This window comes from Streptomyces sp. NPDC048734, from assembly GCF_043198675.1.
Lineage (GTDB): Bacteria > Actinomycetota > Actinomycetes > Streptomycetales > Streptomycetaceae > Streptomyces.
The window spans coordinates 192610-210620 of sequence record NZ_JBICUZ010000009.1; the positions used below are offsets into that span (position 1 = coordinate 192610).

Consider the following 18011-nt stretch of genomic DNA (forward strand, 5'->3'; position numbering starts at 1 on the left):
CGGTGACGCCGCCCCCGTCGGCCGGTTACGGTACGCGTCAGTAACCGGAAGACCGGACGTACCCGCGGGAGACACCCATGCCGCAGCTCGAAGTCGACGGCGCAGCACTGACGTACGACGACGAGGGGCCCCGCGACGGCGGCGGGGTGCCTCTGGTGTTCGTCCACGGCTGGACGGCGAACCGGCACCGCTGGGACCACCAGACGGCGCACTTCTCGGCCTCGCGCAGGGTGATCCGGCTCGACCTGCGCGGGCACGGTGACAGCACCGGGGCGGGCGTGCGGACGGTCCGGCACCTGGCGGACGACGTCCTCGCCCTCCTCGACCACCTGAAGGTCGAGCGGTTCGTGCTGATCGGCCACTCCATGGGCGGGATGATCGCGCAGACCATCGCCCTCGCCCACCCCGAACGCGTCGAGCGCATGGTGCTGGTGAACTCCATCGGCCGAATGGCGTACAACCGCGGCCGAGGCCTGCTGATGGCCGCCTCCACGCTCGTCCCGTACAAGCTGTTCGTCGCCACGAACATCCAGCGCGCCTTCGCCCCCGGCCACCCGCGCGAGGAGATCCGCGCCTACGTCAGGTCCGCCGCGGACACCCCGCGCGAGGTGGTCATGACGCTGTACGGGGCCATGCGCGCCTTCGACGTCCTGGACCGGGCCGGGGAGATCCGCACGCCGACCCTGATGATCCACGGCTACCACGACATCCAGCTCCCGGTGCGGCAGATGCTGCGGATGGCGAAGGCCTGTCCGGACGCCACCGTCCGCATCCTCGACGCGGGCCACGAACTGCCCGTGGAGAAGCCGGCCGAGCTGACGGCTGCCGTCGACGCCTTTGTGACGGCCCCGTCGGCGGCGGGCACCGACAGGTCCTAGCGGAAACCGTCCGGGTCCGCCGCCTTCCAGTCCGCCGCCCAGGACTCCGGCGGCCCGGACAGCAGCGCTCCCGGCTCCAGCCACTCGTACAGTTCCGCGTACGACCGGAGCCTCCCCGGGCCCGTCCGCCGCACCAGGTGGGCGGGCGTGAGCCCGGCAGGCTCCCGGACGCCCATCGCGGCCATGACCCGCACGGCGTCGCGGACCGTCTCGCGCTGGTAGCGGTGCACCCGCCGGGCCTTGTCGGCCACGTCGAGGGCGCGCATCCGCAGCGGGTCCTGTGTCGCGACGCCGACCGGGCAGGTGCCGGCGGCGCACCGGCCGGCTTCCACGCAGCCGACGGCCCGCATCATCGCGCGCGCCGCGTTGGTGAAGTCGGCGCCCTGGGCGAGCCGCCGGACCACGTCCGTGCCCGTGGCCACCCGGCCGCTCGCCCCGATCCGGACCCGGTCCCGCAGCCCGGCGCCGACCAGCGCGTTGTGCACGGTGATCAGCCCCTCGGTGAGCGGCAGCCCGACCTCACCGGCGTACGGCGGCGCCGCGCCGGAGCCGCCCTCCGACCCGTCCACCACCACGAAGTCCGGCGCGACGCCCTCCGCGACCATCGCCCGGCACACCGCGAGGAACTCCCGGCGCGAGCCCACGCACAGCTTGAACCCGGTCGGCTTGCCGCCCGCCAGCTCCCGCAGCCGCGCCAGGAACAGCACCAGCTCCCGCGGCGTGGCGAACTCCCGGTGTCTTGGCGGCGACACCACCGGTTCGCCCACCGGCACCCCGCGCTCCCGCGCGACCGCGGCGCTCGCCTTGCTGCCGGGCAGCAGCGCGCCGCCGCCCGGCGCGGCCCCCTGCGACAGCTTCAGCGACACGCACCGCACCTCGGGCAGTGCCGCCTTGTCCGCGAACTCCCGTGCGTCGAACGCCCCGTCGTCGGTCCGGCAGCCGAAGTAGCCCGTCCCGATCTCCCAGACGAGGTCGCCGCCGCCGCGCAGATGGTGCTCGGTCAGCCCGCCCTCGCCGGTGTCCTGCGCGAACCCGCCCAGCGCGGCGCCCCGGTTGAGGGCGTGCACCGCGCGGGCCGAGAGCGCCCCGAAGCTCATCGCGGACACGTTCAGCAGCGCCATGTCGTACGGCAGCCGGCAGTCGGGGCCGCCCACCCGCACCACGGGAGTCTCCTCGGGCGGCTCGACCGGGCCGAGGGACGACACGAGGAACTCGCCCACGACACCGGCCGGTTCGACGGCACCGCGCCCGGGCACCCACGGCAGACGCCCGGTGAGGGGGTACGCCCGCAGCAGCGAGTCGCGGCGCTGCACCAGATCGCGGACGCCGGCGCAGGTGAGCGCCAGCAGCGGCCCGGCCGCCGGCCACCACCACGCCGAACCGGCGCACGCGGCGAGTGCCGTCCCCGCCGCGCCGACGGCGACCAGCAGCAGCGGCAGATGGCGGCCCACTCAGTCGTCCTCGTCGGCCCCGCAGGAGCTGCCGCTCGGCGGGAGGGAACCGTAGAGGAGGAAGTCGTCGACCTTGCGGTGCACGCACTTCGAGGAGCCGTACCCCGTGTGTCCCTCGCTGCGGTTGTCCAGCACCACGGCCGACGACCCGAGCCGCTCCGCCGTCTCCACGGTCCAGCGGTACGGCGTCGCCGGGTCCCCGCGGGTGCCGACGAGCAGCATCTTCGGGGTGTCGAGGTTCTTCACCTCGTCGCGTATGTAGTCCGTGCCCGGGGGGCGGCCGTAGCACATCAGGACCTGGGTGAGCCGGTACTGCCCGAAGACCGGCGACGCCTCCTCGTAGGCGGCGCGCAGCCGTCCGAGGTCGGCGGTGATCCGCTCGGCGGTGGGGCGGTCGGGGTCGTCGGCGCAGTTGATCGCCATCAGCGCCGCCGGCAGGTTGTCCAGGGGGATCTCCTCCTCGTCGGCCAGCCCCCCGCTCGGATCACCGCCCCCCGGATCACGCACCGGCAGGGACAGACCGCCGGTCGCGAACGCCATGACGCCGCTGGTGTCCCCGCTCTCGACGAGCTGGGCCAGCGCCCGCTGCAGGGACGGCCACAACTGCTTGCTGTAGAGCCCCTGTCCGATCGCGCCCACCAGGTCCTGCCCCGTGAACGCCTCACCGAAGTCGGTCGGCACCGGGTCCTCGTCCATCGACCGGACGAGCCGCCGCACCTCCTCGCGGGCGGTGCGCGCGTCCTGCCCGAACGGACAGGCGATGTCCTTCACGCACCAGTCCACGAAGTCGTCCAGCGCCACCTGCTGCCCCCGGGCGCCCGCGATGCCCTGCTCGGCGAGCGGCTCGGTGAGCGTGTCCACGCCGTCCAGGACGAGCCGTCCCACCCGGTCGGGGAACTGGGCGGCGTACACCGCGCCGAGCCGGGTGCCGTAGGAGAAGCCCAGGTAGTTGAGTTTCCGGTCGCCGAGGGCCGCGCGGATCACGTCCATGTCCCGCGCCGCGTCCACCGTGCCGATGTGCGGCAGGACCGGCCCGGAGTGCTCGGCGCACGCGGCGGCGGCCTTCTTCAGCCGTGCCAGCAGCGCCCGCGGATCGTCGAGCTCGTCCGGGTCGTCGTCGACGGCCGCGTACGCGTCGTCCTCGGCGTCCCCGCAGCTGACCGGGGAGGACCGGCCGACGCCCCGCGGGTCGAATGTCACCACGTCGTAGCCGTCGGTGAGGTCCATGAACTCCTTTCCGCCGTAGGCGAGTTCGGGGACACCCGGGCCGCCGGGCCCGCCGAAGTTCAGCAGGACGGACCCGCGCTTGTCGCCGGTGGCGCGGTAACGGGCGAGTGCCAGGTCGAGGGTGGCGCCGTCGGGACGCGCGTAGTCCACGGGGACGGTCGCCTTGGCGCACTGGAGGTCGTCGGGCATGTCCTCGCCCGTGCACTTCCCCCACCTGATCCTCTGGTCGTGGAACCGGGACAGGTCCGCGGGGCGGACGGCGTCCGTGCCCGTGGCCGCCGTGGGCAGCCCCGCGCCGAGCAGCGCCAGGGTGGCGACGGCGGCGAGCGCGCCACGTCGCAGTGCGGGTCGCGTCGACAGCTTGGCCAGCATCAATGCCTCCCAGACGCCTTGCAGCGGACCGGGGACCGGTGCCCCGGCCCACGATAGGCGGGCTCCCCGGGACCCGCCTTTCGGACGCCGGGCGGCCCCACGCGAGGCCTGCCGGGCGGACGGCGCGAGGGGGCGGTGCCCGCCCGCGTCCCGCGCGGGCGGCGACGGCACGACGTGCTCCGTCACCGGTTCGACAACCGGTTCGACAGGAACGACACCCGTGGGGATGAAAGGCCGTTCGGCCATGACCCGCATGGTTCCACCGCGTTCTGGGGAGGGGCGGCGGGCCACCGCCCTCGTCCGCACGGGCACCGACGCCACCGCCCCCGCTCTCGCGGGCGCCGCGGCGCTGATCCTCGGCGGAGCGGTCCTCCACCGCCGGTTCCGCCCCGGCGCGGAGCGCTGACCGGCCGCCACCGCGCGGCCGTGGGCCCCGCGCGGCCGTGGGCCCCGCGCGGCCGTGGGCCCCGCGCGGCCGTGGGCCCCGCGCGGCCGTGGGCCCCGCGCGGCCCTACGGCCGCTCCGGCTCCGCCAGCACGCCGTGGAACCGCCGGTGCAGCGCCCGCACCTCCTCCACCAGCGCGGGCACCGGCCCCTCCACCGCCACGCCGGGAGCGATCTCCTGGACCGGCAGGGCCCGTACGGGTGCCGCGGGCACGCCCCACTCGGAGAGCCAGGTCGTCAGCTGGGCGGACGAGGCGACGTACACGATGCGGCCGAGGCCGACCCAGGCGTGGGCGGCCGCGCACATCGGGCAGTGCTCGCCGGAGGTGTACACCGTGGCCGCCGCCCGTTCCCCGGGCGACAGGTGTGCCGCGGACCAGCGGGCCAGCTCGAACTCGGGGTGGCGGGTGCGGTCGCCGGACGCCACCCGGTTGTGGTCCTCGGCGAGCACGGTCCCGTCGGCCCCCACCAGCACCGAGCCGAACGGCTCGTCCCCGGCCCGCAACGCCTCCTCGGCGAGCGCGACGCAGCGGCACAGATGCGGGAGTTCGTCGTCCTTCGGCATGGTGTGCGGCTCTCCTCGTCCTCGTGCGGTTCTCCGGCCCCAGGGTAGGACCGTCGGCCCCCGGTAAATCCGTTGATCGCACCGGGGCGCGCTGCTGGAGTGTCCCCATGGACAACGCCGCGGTACTCGCCCTGTACGACCGGGACATGCGCGAAGGCGCGCTCCCCGAGAGCCCCGGCGCACGCGTCGAACGCGTGGGGCGGGTGGTCCGTCACATCGGCTCCGAGGGCGGTTGGAACGGCGTCGTGTGGTCCGGCCTGGACGCCGCGGACGCGGACGCGGCGATCGCCGGGCAGATCGCGTACTTCGGCGGACTCGGCCGGGACTTCGAGTGGAAGCTCTACGGGCACGACCGGCCCGCCGACCTGGGACACCGCCTCGTGGCGGCCGGGTTCGTGCCCGAGGCGGAGGAGACCCTGATGATCGGTGAGACCGCCGACCAGCTCGTCGGCGCCGAACTGCCCGAGGGGCTGCGCGTCGTGCCCGTCACCGACCGGGCGGGCGTCGATCTCATGGCCGAGGCGAACGAGAGGGCGTTCGGCAAGGACGCCGGCTGGCTGCGGGACCTGATGCGGGACCGTCTCGCCACGGACCCGGACAACGTCGTCGCCCTCGTCGTCCTCGCCGGCGACGAACCGGTCAGCTCGGCCCGCATGGAACTCGTCCCCGGCACGCGGTTCGCCGGTCTGTGGGGCGGCGGCACCTCCGAGGCCTGGCGCGGCCGCGGCATCTACCGGGCCCTGGTCGCCCACCGCGCCCGCATCGCCGCCGACCGCGGCTACCGCCACCTCCAGGTCGACGCCTCCGACCAGAGCCGGCCCATCCTCCAGCGCCTCGGCTTCACGCCCCTGACCACGACGACGCCGTACGTGTACACGCCGTAGGGCCGTCCGTCCGGCGGACCTTCGCCGTGCGCCCCGGACCACACCGACGGCGCGCCCGGCCCGGGGCCGCTGACCCAACGGTGCCCTCGACGCCCGCACCACGACGCCGTATCGCCCGTTCGGACGCGTGTCGGTTGCCCGGAGGCCGGGTCGCCGATGGTATGGCGGCGGGGCCGCTGTCGCAGGGCCCGGCTCCCGTCAGTCGCCAGGGAAGGGCCCGCCCATGCCACGGACCGTCGTACGGATGCCGCTCAGAGGAACCGCCGGTGCGGCGGCCGGGGCGTTGGTGATGCTGCTCGGAGCGGTCGGCCCGGCGTCCGCGGGCGGCCCCGGCGGTGACGTCGGCGTCGTCCTGCGGTGGAAGCCCTGTGAGGGGGAGGCGCAGACCGAGTTCGAGTGCGCCGTGGCGAACGTGCCGCTCGACCACACCCGCCCCGGGCACCGCACCATCGAGCTGGCCGTCATCCGTCACCGCGCCGCCGAACCGGCCGGGCGGGCCGGCACGCTGTTCTTCAACCCCGGCGGTCCGGGCGGCCCGGGCACCGTCGGACTGCCGGAGCTGTACGAGAAGTTCCCCCGCGAACTGCGCGACCGCTACGACATCGTCAGCTGGGACCCGCGGGGCGTCGGCGAGAGCACGGCCGTGCGCTGCTTCGCCACCGCCGAGGAGGCCGCCGCCCGGCAGACCGAGGTGCCCCCGTTCCCGGTGGGGGAGCGGGAACAGCGCGCGTTCACCGCCGCCCACGCCGACCTCGCGCGGCGCTGCGAACAGCGCGACCCGGAGCTGCTGCGCCACATCTCCACCGCCGACACCGCCCGCGACCTGGAGCTCCTGCGCCGCGCGACGGGGCAGGAACGGCTGGACTACTGGGGCATCTCCTACGGCACGCTGCTCGGCGCGACCTACGCGAACCTGTTCCCCGAGCGGGTCGGACGCCTGGTGCTCGACGGGAACGTGGACCCGCGGGCGTGGGTGGACCGGGGCGCGACCGGCGAGCCCGGGCCGAACACCTTCCTGCGGCTCGGCTCCCACGTGGGCTCGGCCGACACGCTGGAGCAGTTCCTCGGCCACTGCGGCCGGGCGCCCGTGACGGAGTGCGTGTTCTCGGCGGGCAGCCCGGCGGCCACCCGGGCCAAGTACCACTCCCTGCTGCGACGCCTGGCGAAGCGGCCGGTCGGGGGGTGGACGTACGCGCGGACGGTGAGCGAGGTGCGCGGCGGGCTCTACACCGTGCACCCCGGCTGGGCCGGGATCGCGGACACGCTCCAGGGGCTGTGGGACGGCCGGGCGCCCGTCGAAACCGGCGCCACGCCGGCGGAACCGGTGCGGTACCCGGGCTTCGAGCAGTCGGTCGCGGTGCTGTGCGCGGAGAGCCCCAACCCGCGCTCGCCGGACCGCTACCCCGCCCTGGAACGACGGGCGGTGGCGGAGGCCGGTGCGCTCGGCAGCTGGTGGGCCTGGGCCAACGAGCCGTGTGCCGGGTGGCCGGCCCGGGCGGCGCGGGCGTACACCGGTCCGTGGGACCGTCCGACCGCCCACCCGGTGCTGGTGGTCAACTCGACCCACGACCCCTCGACCCCGTACCGGTCGGGCCGCGCGATGGCCATGGAGCTGGGCCGTGCGCGCCTGCTGACGGTCGACGGGTACGGGCACACCGCGCTGGACAACCCCAGCGCCTGCGTGGGGCGGCACGTGGTGCGCTACTTCCTGACCGGTGCGCTGCCGCCGGTGGGCGTGCGCTGCGCCCAGGACCTTCCGCCGTTCGTCGAGCGGGGCCCGGAGCCCACGGCGCTGCCCGCCTCGGCCGGGACGCCGACGAGGACCGGTACGCCGACGCCGACGAGGACCGGGCCGCCGCCCGGCCCGCCGGAGCCGCTGCTGCCGGCGTACGGTGTCTGGCCGCCGGAGGTCGTCTCCGGGCTGTTGCCACCGCCTCACGCCACGGTGGCGGCCGGCCGCCGCTGACCCGCGGCCGTCGCCCGGCCGCCGGCCGCGCTGATGACGGAGGGCGGACGACGGAAGGCGGCCCGGCCGGACCGCCTTCCTGTCCCCCGTTCGTGCCACGGGGGTCACGCGCGAGGGACGCTCTTCGCCGCCGTACCGGCGCACACCAGCCCGAGGACCAGTGCCAGGGCCCCGATGACGATGTTGTTGACGATGACACCGGCGTCCGGGCTGTCGCCGACGATCCACGGAGCGACGATCATCCATGTGCCGAGCGCGCACATGGCCCAGCTCAGTCCGTACATACGGGCCGGAGCCGCGGTGAATCCGAGCGCGAGCAGACCGATCGCGATGCCGACGATCAGGTTGTGCGTCACGAGCGCGGGCTGGCTGGCGGTGTAGTGGAGTATCCACGGGGACACGGCGCAGTACAGACCGAGCAGGAACACCGGTCCGTCCACGAGCGCCACATCGCGACCGCCGAGCATGCGGTCGTACCTCGTCCGCATCTCGGGGACATCCGGGTGAGTCGACATGTCGCCTCTGGAGTGCGAGACGTTGGCCATGACCCATCTCCTTCGACTTGCTGGCCTGACCGCTTCGATGCGGTGTGCGGTATACGCCGCGCTATCCCATTCTGCTCTTATTTTTCCTTTATGTGTAGGGCTTCGCGCCCGCCGTCCCGCGCGCACGGCAGCAGCTCCCGCCATGTCGCCGCAGCTCCTTGCGCACCGCCGGCTCCTGTCCGCGGGTGCGCCGCACCCCGCGTCGTTCCGGCGTCGTATCGTCGGCTCATGCGAGAGTCCCCGAACCCCGACGACGTCGGCCTGACGACCGGCACGCTGGCTCGCCGGCTGGGCGTGGCACCCACCACGTTGCGTTCCTGGGACCGCCGCTACGGCCTCGGACCGGTGGAGCGCGACGGCGGACGGCACCGCCGCTGGCGCCCGGACGACGTGGCCGTGGTCGAGGCCATGTGCCGGCTGACGTCGGCCGGTGTGCCGCCCGCGGAGGCGGCCAGAGCCGCGAGGGCGGGTGCCGACGCGCCGCCCCGGCCGGCCGGGGCTCCGTCGGCGCGCTCCCGCGCGGCCGGTGCGCTGCCCCTGGGCGCCGACGTCCGCCAGGAGTGCCGGGGCCTGGCCCGTGCCGCGGTACGGCTGGACGCGCCCGCCGTGGAGGAGCTGCTGGCCGAGGCCGTCGAACGGCACGGGCTGCCCGTCGCCTGGGAGGAGGTGATGGTGCCGGCCCTGCACGCGGTGGGACGCAAGTGGGCGTCCTCCGGCGACCGGTACGTGGAGGTCGAGCACCTGCTGTCCTGGCACGTCTCGACCACCCTGCGCCGCGTCACCGGTCCGCCCGCGGCGGACCGGCGCACGGAGGGCGTCGGGCCCGTGATGCTGGCGTGCGTGCCGGGGGAGCAGCACACCCTGCCGCTGGAGGCGCTCAACGCGGCCCTGCTCGAAAGCGGCACGGCCACCCGCATGTTCGGGGCGGCCGTCCCGGCCGAGGCGCTCGCCGCAGCGGTCGGCCGGCTGGGCCCGGTCGCCGTGGTCCTGTGGGCGCAGGCCCGTTCCACGGCGAGTCCGGCGCTCGCCCGGCAGGTCGCGGACATGCGGTGGGGCGTCAGCGGCGCGCGGCGCGGGCCGACGGTGGTGCTCGGTGGCCCCGGGTGGGCGGGGCGCTCCGCGCGGGGGCTGCCGCGACCGGCGGGGCTGAAGGAGGCCCTGACCCTGCTGTCGGGCAGGTGAGGACCGCTGCGGACCGGCTGGACCCGGCGGGTCCCCGCCGGGTCCGGGCGGTGGGTGTCAGGCGCGCCCTCCGGACCGGCGACCGTGCCGAGAGGGCGGCCCGTCCGCTTCTGTGGCCTTCTCCGTCTCGGTGGCCCTTCCCCTCTCGGCGGCCCCTGCGCGTCCGGCGGCTCACGGGACGCGCGGAGGCGCCCGCGAGCCGCCGGACAGGTCGGATCCGGCTGGTGCGGGCACCCGGAGGTGGTGTCCGGGGCCTCGCGGAGCCGCCCGGACGGCTGGGTCAGGCCAGCTTCTTCAGCAGCTCGGCGGCGAGCGGGGCCGAGGAGGCCGGGTTCTGGCCGGTGACGAGGTTGCCGTCCACGATCACGTGCGGCGCCCACGGCTCGCCGATCCGCACGTCGACGCCCGCCTCGGTCAGCCGGTCCTGGAGGAGCCACTTGGCCTTGTCGGCGAGGCCTGCCTGCGTCTCCTCGTCGTTGGTGAAGGCGGCGACACGGCGGCCGGCGAAGACGTTGGTGCCGTCCTCCCTCACGGCGGCCAGCAGGGCGGCCGGGCCGTGGCAGACCACGCCGAGCGGCGTACCGGACTCCAGGGCCGTCGCGAGGACGCGGCCGGAGGTGGCGTCGACGGCCAGGTCCTCCATCGGGCCGTGCCCGCCGGGGTAGAAGACGGCCGCGTAGTCGGCGAGGTCCACGTCCTCCAGACGCACCGGACGCCGCAGCTCGGTCATCTTCTCGAGCCCGGCCGCGACACGGTCGGCCCCCTCCTGGCCGCCGTTCGACTCGGCCGCGAGGCTGCCCTTGTCCACCGGGGGGACCACACCGCCCGGCGTGGCGACGACCACCTCGTGGCCCGCCGCGCGGAACGCCTCGTACGGGGCGACGGCCTCCTCGGCCCAGAAGCCGGTGGGGTGCCGGCTGCCGTCGGCGAGCGTCCAGTGGTCCGCGCCGGTCATCACGAAAAGGATCTTTGCCATGGTGGTCTCTCCAAGGGATCGTTCCCGACGTTCCGGGTGCGGAGCGTCAGGGTGCGGAGCGTCGGTGTGTCGATGCCCCGAACCTAAGCCGTCAAGCCATAGGCGACCAATGAGAATTCCCATGCCAGGTATGTGAATCCCGATGGCCCACACGGAATACTGCACACGGTGGACCAAAGTCACCACCTGGACCTGAACCTGCTGCGGACCTTCCTCGCGGTCTACCGCTCGGGGTCGTTCACCGGCGCCGCCCAACTGCTCGGACTCTCGCAACCGACCGTGACGACACAGATGCGGACCCTGGAGCGGCAGGCCGGACGGGAGCTGTTCGAGCGGCTTCCGCGGGGTGTCGCCCCGACCGCCGTCGCCGACGCGCTGGCCGCGCGGATCGCGGCGCCGCTCGACGAGCTGGCCACGGTGGCCGGGCCCGGCCCGGCCACGGCGGGGCGCGCCGATCCCGTGCACCTCGCCGGTCCCGCGGAACTGCTGTGCCTGCGCGTACTGCCCGCCCTCGCGCCGCTGGCGGCCGAGGGCGTCCGGCTGCGCGTGGCACCGGGCCTGACCGAGCCGCTGCTCGACGAGCTGCGGGCCGGACGGCACGACCTGGTCATCGCCACGACCCGCCCGCGCGGCCGCACCCTGACCTCGACGCCCTTCATGGACGAGGAGTTCGTCCTGGTCGCCGCTCCCGTCTGGGCCGAGCGGCTCGGCGACCGGCCGGCCGCCGAACTGCCGGCGGCCCTGCACCCGGTCCCGCTGGTCACCTACGCGCAGGACCTGCCGATCGCCCGCCGCTACTGGCGGCACGTCTTCGGCCGGCGGCTGTCCGGTTCCGCCGCCGTGACCGTGCCCGACCTGCGCGGTGTGCTCGCCGCGGTCGTCGCGGGCGCGGGTTTCACCGTCCTGCCCCGCTATCTCTGCCTCGACGAGCTGGCCTCGGGCGCCCTCGTCGCCCTGCACGAGCCGGAGGACCCGCCGATCAACACGGCCTTCCTCGTCCAGCGGCCCGGAGCGGTGGGGAACCCGGACGTCACCCGCGTCCGCGAACTGCTGCTGGACGCGGGCCGCACGTGGTGAGCGGATCCGCACGCCCGGGCGGGAGACGGACGACCACGGAAGCCGGCGCCGCCGCGGCCACCGGGCCGCACACACGGCGACGGTCCCACGGCGCGACGCCCCGCGCCGCCGTCCGTCCACCGGCACCGCCCGCGCCTCAGTCGAGTCCGCGCGCCCGCCGGAAGCGGGCCAGCCCCTCGGACAGCTCGACCACCGGGTCGGGGTAGCCGGCCGCCGCCCGGTCCGGGCCGCGCAGCTTCCACGGCTCGTGCACCGCCGCACCCTCGATCCCCGCCAGTTCCGGCACCCAGCGCCGCACGTACGCCCCGTCCGGGTCGTACCGCCTGGCCTGTGTCACCGGGTTGAGGACCCGGTTGGGGCGGCTGTCGGTGCCGGTGCCCGCGACCCACTGCCAGTTGAGCTGGTTGTTCGCCAGGTCCCCGTCGACGAGCAGTTCCAGGAAGTGGCGCGCGCCGATCCGCCAGTCGACGTACAGCGTCTTGGTGAGGAAACTCGCCGTCAGCAGCCGGCCCCGGTTGTGCATCCAGCCCTCGTGGCGCAGTTGCCGCATCGCCGCGTCCACGATCGGGTAGCCGGTACGACCCTCCCGCCACGCCTCGATGTCGTCGTGGGCGGTCCGCTCGGTGCGCCAGTCGTCGTGCCGGGGCCGGTAGTCGGCGACGGCGGCCGCCGGACGGGCCGCCAGCACCTGACGGTGGAAGTCGCGCCAGGCGACCTGCCGTACGAACGCCTCGGCGCCCGCGCCGCCCGCCGCGCGGGACCGGCGCACCAGTTCCACGGGGGAGAGGGTGCCGAAGTGCAGGTGGGGCGACAGCCGGGAGGTGGCGTCGCCGGCCAGGTCGTCGTGCCGGTCCTCGTACGCGGTGATCCCGTGGCGCAGCCAGGCCGCCAGCCGTGCCCGTCCCTCGCGCTCGCCGCCCGCCGCCAGTCCCTCGGACACGCCGTCGTACGCCGGGAGTTCCTCCGAGCCGACGCCGTCCGGGACGGTGACGGCGCGCGGCGCGTCGAGCACCCCCCGCAGCCCTTCCTGCGACCAGCGCCGGAAGTACGGCGTGAACACGGCGAAGCGGTCCGACCCGGCCGGTGTCACCGCCCCCGGCGCGACGGCGGCCGTCACGGCGTCGTGCACGTGCAGCCGTACGCCCCTCGCCTCCAGGGCGTGCCGCAGCCGCTCCTCGCGGTGCTGCGCGTACCGGCTGACGTCGGCCGCCAGATGGACCTCGTCGGCGCCCGCCTCGCCGGCGACCCGGCACACCTCCTCGACCACGTCCCCCGACCGGAGCACCAGCCGCCCGCCCCGTTCGCGCAGCCCCGCGTCCAGATCCCGCAGACAGTCGGAGAGGAAGGCCAGCCGGTTGGGCGCGGCGAACCCGGCGGCGTCGACGGCCCGGTCGCGCACGAACAGCGGGACCACCTCCCGGGCCCCTTCCAGAGCCGCCCGCAGCGGCGGATGGTCGTGCAGCCGCAGGTCGGAAGTGAACAGGACGACGGAGACGTTCATGACGTTGACTTCCGACGGGGGTGAGGGGCCACCGGGTGCTTCCGGGACGAGGCGCCCGGCGGATGCGCGCTCACGCGGCGGACGTCCGGCCGGGAGCCTGGGCCGCCGCGGCCCGGGCGATGTTGCGGGCCATGCCGCCGAACACCACCGCGTGGAAGGGGGAGACGCTCCACCAGTAGGCCTGGCCGAGCAGCCCGTGCGGATGGAACAGGGCCCGCTGACGGTAGTGGGTGCCGCCCGCCTCGTCCGTCTCCGCGGACATCTCCAGCCAGGCCAGACCGGGCAGCCGCATCTCGGCCCGCAGCCGGAGCAGGCGTCCGGGCTCGATCTCCTCGACCCGCCAGAAGTCCAGCGAGTCGCCGACCCGCAGACGCGCCGCGTCGCGCCGGCCCCGGCGCAGTCCCACCCCGCCGACCAGCCGGTCCAGCCAGCCGCGCACCGCCCAGGCCAGTGGGAAGGAGTACCAGCCGTTGTCGCCGCCCACGCCCTCGATCACCCGCCACAGCGCCTCCCGGGACGCGCGCACGGGCACCTCCCGGCAGTCGGTGTACAGGCTGCCGCCCGCCCAGTCCGGGTCGGTCGGCAGCGGGTCGCTGGGGGCGCCGGGCAGGGAGGCGGAGGACCAGCGGGTGACGACCTCCGCGTCGCGGACCCGCCGCAGCGCCAGCCGTACCGCCTCGTCGAAGCCCACCGGATGCCCCGGCGGGTCCGGCACGTACCGGGCGATGTCGTGCTCCTGGCACACCACCTCGTGGCGCAGCGACTCGGTGAGCGGCCGCGCGATGGAGGCGGGCACGGGCGTCACGAGACCCACCCAGTGGCTGGAGAGCCGGGGGGTGAGCACGGGCACCGGGACGATGATCCGGCGCGGCAGACCCGCCACCGCGGCGTAGCGGATCATCATCTCCCGGTACGTCAGCACCTCCGGCCCGCCGATGTCGAAGGCCCGGTTGACGTCCTCGGGCATCAGGGCGCTGCCGACCAGGGCGCGCAGCACGTCCCGGACGGCGACGGGCTGGATCCTGGTGCGCACCCAGCTCGGCGTGACCATGACGGGCAGGCGTTCGGTGAGGTAGCGGAGCATCTCGAAGGAGACCGAGCCCGAGCCGATGACCACGGCCGCCCGCAGCACCGTGGTCGGCACCCCCGAGGCCAGCAGGATGCGGCCGACCTCGGCGCGCGAGCGCAGGTGCGGCGACAGCTCCCGCTCGGGGACACCGGGCGGGGTGAGGCCCCCGAGGTAGACGATGCGGCGCACCCCGGCGGCGCGGGCCCGCTCGCCGAAGACGTGCGCCGCCCGCCGGTCGGTCTCCTCGAAGTCCCGGCCCGAGCCCAGGGCGTGCACCAGGTAGTAGGCGATGTCGACGTCCCGCATCGCCTCGGCGACCGACGCGGCGTCCGTGACGTCCCCGCGCGCCACCTCCACCTCCCCGGCCCACGGGTGGTCGCGCAGCCGTTCGGGGGAGCGGGCCAGGCAGCGCACCCGGTGGCCGGCCGCCAGCAGTTCCGGGACGAGCCGGCCGCCGATGTAGCCCGTGGCGCCGGTGACCAGGCAGCGGAGGGATTCCCGGCCGTGCTCTTGGCCCTGTGCTGTCATGAGTCCTCGGTCCTTCGCGTCGACGTCCCCACCCGGTGTGCCTTCCCCGGGTGTCTTCCCCGTGGGGGCGGGCCGCGGATGCGCGACGCGGTCCGAGGGCACGATCGGGTGATCGCGGGCAGCGGCTACGCTGATCGCGTGGCCACAGGGAACGATCGGGAGCAGCACGAACGGGGACGGGACGCGGACGCGCCCGCGCCACCGACCGACCTGTACGCCTTCGCGGTCCGGCTGCGGCGGATGAACGGCGAGATCAACCGGCTGGTGCACGGGTTCGCGGGCGACCAGGGGCTGCATGCCACGGACGTCCAGGCGCTGGCGGCGATCCTCGACGCCGAGGAGCCCATGACCCCCAAGCGGTTGCGCGAGCACCTCGGGCTGACCTCCGGTGCCGTCACCGCGTGCGTCGACCGGCTGGAGCGCGCCGGTCACGTCCGGCGGGTCCGTGAGAGCGCCGACCGCAGAGTGGTGCACCTGCACTACGTGTCGGACGCCCGGTCCGCGGCGCGGGCCCATTTCCGGCCCCTGGCCGAGGCCACGCAGGCCGCCCGGTCCCGTTTCACCGAGGAGGAGCTGTCGGTGGTGCTGCGCTTCCTGGCGGCGATGAACGAGGAACTCTCGGGGATAGCCACCCTCGGCCGCTGAACGGGAACAGCCCCTCTCAGCCGCTGAGGGGGAACAGCTCCCTCGGCCGCTGAGAACCGGGCGCGCCCCGGCGCATCCGCCGACCCCGCAGGGGCAGAAGAACGGACGCAGTCTAGGATCGCCCCGTCCACGATGACTCAATGATTGAGATTGTTAGTCATCGAGATATCTGTCCCTTCGCAGCAGGAGAACGATGTCCACCACCCTTCGACGCGCCCGACGGCTCGTCCCGGTCCTGCTCGTCGCCGTATGGCTCGTCCTCGGCGGCGTCCTCGGCCCGTTCGCCGGGCGCCTGGGCGAGGTCGCCACGAACGACCAGGCCGCCTTCCTGCCGCGCAGCGCCGAATCGACCGAGGTCATCAGCGCCCAGCGGGCCTTCCGCCAGGACGAGACCCTGCCGGCCATCGTCGTGTGGACGTCGGACCGGGACACCCGGGTGGCGGACCGGCGCGAGGCCGCGGCCCAGGCCCTCGCCTCCCTCGCCGACGCTCCGGGGGTGGCGGGCCGGGTCTCGCCCGCGCTGCTCTCCGAGGACGGCAAGGCCCTGGAGGGCGTGGTGCCGCTGCGCCCCGACCTCGGGGAGGAACTGGCCCCGGCCCTGGAGCGGATCCGCGCCGCGGCCGAGCGGGTCCCCGGCACCACCGTCCAGCTGGCCGGACCGGCCGCGACCCAGGCCGACCTCTCCGACGCGTTCGCCGGCATCGACGGCCTGCTCCTCGCCGTCGCGCTGGTGACCGTCCTGGTGATCCTGCTGCTCGTCTACCGCAGTGTGCTGCTCCCCCTGGTGATCATCGTCGGCGCCGTCCTCGCGCTCGGCCTCGCCTGCGCCGTCGTCTACGTGCTCGCCGACCACGACGTGGTGCGCGTGGACGGGCAGGTCCAGGGCATCCTGTCGATCCTCGTCATCGGCGCGGCCACCGACTACGCCCTGCTCCTGACCGCCCGCTTCCGCGAGGAAATCGCCTCCCGCACGGACCGGTTCGCGGCCATGCGAGCCGCGCTGGGCCGCTCCTGGAGCACCGTGGTGGCCAGTGCCGCGACCGTCGCCCTGGGGCTGCTCGCCCTGCTGCTCAGCGACCTCACCAACAACCGGGCGCTGGGGCCCGTCGGGGCCATCGGCATCATCGCCGCCGTGGTGAGCACGCTGACCTTCCTCCCCGCCGTCCTGGTTCTCCTCGGCCGCGCCGCCTACTGGCCCGCCAAGCCGCGGCAGGCCGACGGGCAGGGTGCCGGAGGACGGGTGTGGCACCGGGTCGCGGCCCTGGTGGACCGGGCCCCCCGCAAGGTGTGGGCGGTGTCGCTGGCCGCACTGCTCGCCTGCGCCGCGTTCGCGCCCACCCTCACCTCCAAGGGCGTCCCGCTGGACGAGACCTTCGTCAACGACGCCCCGTCCGTGGCGGCCCAGCAGACGCTCGCCCGGCACTTCCCGGGCGGTGCGGGCAACCCGGTGGTGGTCATCGCCGACGCCGACCGGCTGACGAAGGTGGTCGAGACGTCCCGTACGACCGACGGCGTGGCCTCGGCCGCGGCGGTGAGCGCGTCCGGAGCGCCCGGCGGGGAGCCGCTCGTCGTCGACGGACGGACCCGTGTCGACGTCACCCTGAAGGCGGCGGCGGACAGCGACGCGGCCAAGGACACGGTGGCGCGGCTGCGCACCGCGCTGCACGCCGTCCCCGGCGCGGACGCCCTGGTGGGCGGCTACACGGCCCAGCAGTACGACACCCTGCGCACCGCCGAGCGCGACCGCACCCTGATCGTGCCGGTGGTCCTCGCCATCATCTTCGTCATCCTGACCGTGCTGCTGCGCTCCCTGCTGACGCCCGCCCTGCTGGTGGCCACCGTGGGGCTGAACTTCCTCGCCACCCTGGGGATCTCCGGCCTCGTCTTCGAGCACGTCTTCGGATTCACCGGCACGGATCCGTCCGTTCCGCTGTACGGGTTCGTCTTCCTCGTGGCGCTGGGCGTCGACTACAACATCTTCCTCATGTCCCGGGTGCGCGAGGAGTCCCTGCGGCACGGGGTCCGCGAGGGCGTGCTGCGGGGCGTGATCAGCACCGGTGGTGTCATCACCTCCGCCGGGGTGGTGCTGGCCGCCACCTTCGCCGCGCTCGGCGTGATCCCGCTGGCCTTCCTCGTGCAGATCGCCTTCATCGTCGCTTTCGGCGTGCTGCTCGACACGCTCGTGGTGCGTTCGCTGCTGGTGCCCGCCCTGGTGCGGGACCTCGGCGCCCGCGCCTGGTGGCCGGGACGGCTCGGCCGTCACGACGACCGCGGCCGGGACCGCGACCGCCCGGATGTCGCCCGGGTGGACGCGTCCTGAACATGCTTCGGCCGGCAGCGGGCAGGCGTAGGTGACGGACGTGTTCGTATCGAATCGGGAGGTGTCTGCCGCTATGGGCGCGAAGGTGTTGGAGCGTTTCCCCGCGGGAGCCCCGCGCGGATCGTGGCCGGCGGAGGAGTCCGCGGCCCGGCGGCGGGCCGAGGGGGAGCCCGCCACCGTGGTGATGGACCTGAAGTCGGACGCCTTCCTCGTCGTGGTCCAGGCGGGCGACGAGGACTGAGACGAGGGAGACGGGCGGGGGCCCCCCCCGGGGGGGGGGGGGGGCCCGGGGGCCCCCGCCCCCCCCGGGCCCCCCGGGGGGCCCCCCCCCCCCCCCCGCGGGGGGGGGGGGCCCCCGGGGGGGGGGGGGGGGGCGCCCGG

At 75.1% G+C, this 18011-nt stretch carries 16 protein-coding genes; 9 read left to right on the forward strand and 7 right to left on the reverse strand.

Going from position 1 to position 18011, the window contains the following annotated elements; all coding sequences use genetic code 11:
* The first annotated feature begins 77 nt into the window (after positions 1-77).
* A complete protein-coding gene (locus tag ACGFQC_RS23950) occupies positions 78-878 on the forward strand; it encodes an alpha/beta fold hydrolase (RefSeq protein ID WP_363089422.1) in 801 nt (266 codons plus the stop codon).
* On the opposite strand, the gene ACGFQC_RS23955 is transcribed toward ACGFQC_RS23950, so the two are convergent.
* Positions 875-2329: an FMN-binding glutamate synthase family protein gene (locus ACGFQC_RS23955; RefSeq protein WP_363089421.1), complete on the reverse strand. Its 1455-nt coding sequence runs from the start codon at positions 2327-2329 to the stop codon at positions 875-877. The two genes, ACGFQC_RS23950 and ACGFQC_RS23955, sit on opposite strands and share 4 nt — an antisense overlap.
* Positions 2330-3928, reverse strand: a complete 1599-nt coding sequence (locus ACGFQC_RS23960) for an alpha/beta hydrolase (RefSeq protein WP_363089420.1) — start codon at positions 3926-3928, stop codon at positions 2330-2332.
* Between the two features lie 244 nt (positions 3929-4172).
* On the opposite strand from ACGFQC_RS23960, the gene ACGFQC_RS23965 reads away from it, so the two are divergent.
* Positions 4173-4334 (forward strand): LPXTG cell wall anchor domain-containing protein, encoded by a 162-nt coding sequence (locus ACGFQC_RS23965; protein ID WP_363089419.1) that lies wholly within the window; start codon positions 4173-4175, stop codon positions 4332-4334.
* A 105-nt stretch (positions 4335-4439) separates the two neighbouring features.
* On the opposite strand, the gene ACGFQC_RS23970 is transcribed toward ACGFQC_RS23965, so the two are convergent.
* Positions 4440-4937 (reverse strand): nucleoside deaminase, encoded by a 498-nt coding sequence (locus tag ACGFQC_RS23970; RefSeq protein ID WP_363089418.1) that lies wholly within the window; start codon positions 4935-4937, stop codon positions 4440-4442.
* Positions 4938-5044: 107 nt separating this feature from the next.
* Here ACGFQC_RS23970 and ACGFQC_RS23975 point away from each other — a divergent pair, with 107 nt between their 5' ends.
* Positions 5045-5821 carry a GNAT family N-acetyltransferase gene (locus ACGFQC_RS23975; RefSeq protein WP_363089417.1) on the forward strand — a complete coding sequence of 259 codons (777 nt, stop codon included), beginning with the start codon at positions 5045-5047 and terminating at the stop codon, positions 5819-5821.
* A gap of 223 nt (positions 5822-6044) precedes the next feature.
* On the forward strand, positions 6045-7787 hold the full coding sequence (locus ACGFQC_RS23980) for an alpha/beta hydrolase (RefSeq protein WP_363089416.1): 1743 nt from the start codon (positions 6045-6047) through the stop codon (positions 7785-7787).
* 104 nt (positions 7788-7891) lie between these two features.
* Here the strand turns inward: ACGFQC_RS23980 and ACGFQC_RS23985 are convergent, their stop codons facing one another.
* Positions 7892-8332: an SPW repeat protein gene (locus ACGFQC_RS23985; RefSeq protein ID WP_363089415.1), complete on the reverse strand. Its 441-nt coding sequence runs from the start codon at positions 8330-8332 to the stop codon at positions 7892-7894.
* A 228-nt stretch (positions 8333-8560) separates the two neighbouring features.
* Between ACGFQC_RS23985 and ACGFQC_RS23990 the strand changes: the two genes are divergently transcribed.
* The gene (locus ACGFQC_RS23990; RefSeq protein ID WP_363089414.1) at positions 8561-9514 is read left to right on the forward strand and encodes a MerR family transcriptional regulator; all 954 of its coding nucleotides are present in this window, start codon (positions 8561-8563) and stop codon (positions 9512-9514) included.
* Between the two features lie 280 nt (positions 9515-9794).
* On the opposite strand, the gene ACGFQC_RS23995 is transcribed toward ACGFQC_RS23990, so the two are convergent.
* Positions 9795-10490, reverse strand: a complete 696-nt coding sequence (locus ACGFQC_RS23995) for a type 1 glutamine amidotransferase domain-containing protein (RefSeq protein WP_363089413.1) — start codon at positions 10488-10490, stop codon at positions 9795-9797.
* Positions 10491-10658: 168 nt separating this feature from the next.
* Between ACGFQC_RS23995 and ACGFQC_RS24000 the strand changes: the two genes are divergently transcribed.
* Positions 10659-11567 carry a LysR family transcriptional regulator gene (locus tag ACGFQC_RS24000; RefSeq protein ID WP_363089412.1) on the forward strand — a complete coding sequence of 303 codons (909 nt, stop codon included), beginning with the start codon at positions 10659-10661 and terminating at the stop codon, positions 11565-11567.
* A 136-nt stretch (positions 11568-11703) separates the two neighbouring features.
* Here ACGFQC_RS24000 and ACGFQC_RS24005 read toward each other — a convergent pair whose 3' ends face one another.
* Entirely contained in the window at positions 11704-13068 is a 1365-nt protein-coding gene (locus tag ACGFQC_RS24005) for a deoxyribodipyrimidine photo-lyase (protein WP_363089411.1), read from the reverse strand.
* 70 nt (positions 13069-13138) lie between these two features.
* Positions 13139-14665, reverse strand: coding sequence for an SDR family oxidoreductase (locus ACGFQC_RS24010; protein WP_363089410.1), 1527 nt, complete (start codon positions 14663-14665; stop codon positions 13139-13141).
* A 138-nt stretch (positions 14666-14803) separates the two neighbouring features.
* On the opposite strand from ACGFQC_RS24010, the gene ACGFQC_RS24015 reads away from it, so the two are divergent.
* The 3 genes from ACGFQC_RS24015 to ACGFQC_RS24025 all read left to right on the forward strand — a co-directional run bounded on the left by ACGFQC_RS24015 (position 14804) and on the right by ACGFQC_RS24025 (position 17871).
* A complete protein-coding gene (locus ACGFQC_RS24015; RefSeq protein WP_363089409.1) occupies positions 14804-15310 on the forward strand; it encodes a MarR family transcriptional regulator in 507 nt (168 codons plus the stop codon).
* Positions 15311-15503: 193 nt separating this feature from the next.
* Positions 15504-17630, forward strand: coding sequence for an MMPL family transporter (locus ACGFQC_RS24020; RefSeq protein WP_363089408.1), 2127 nt, complete (start codon positions 15504-15506; stop codon positions 17628-17630).
* Positions 17631-17703: 73 nt separating this feature from the next.
* Entirely contained in the window at positions 17704-17871 is a 168-nt protein-coding gene (locus ACGFQC_RS24025; RefSeq protein ID WP_363089407.1) for a hypothetical protein, read from the forward strand.
* Positions 17872-18011 lie beyond the last annotated feature (140 nt).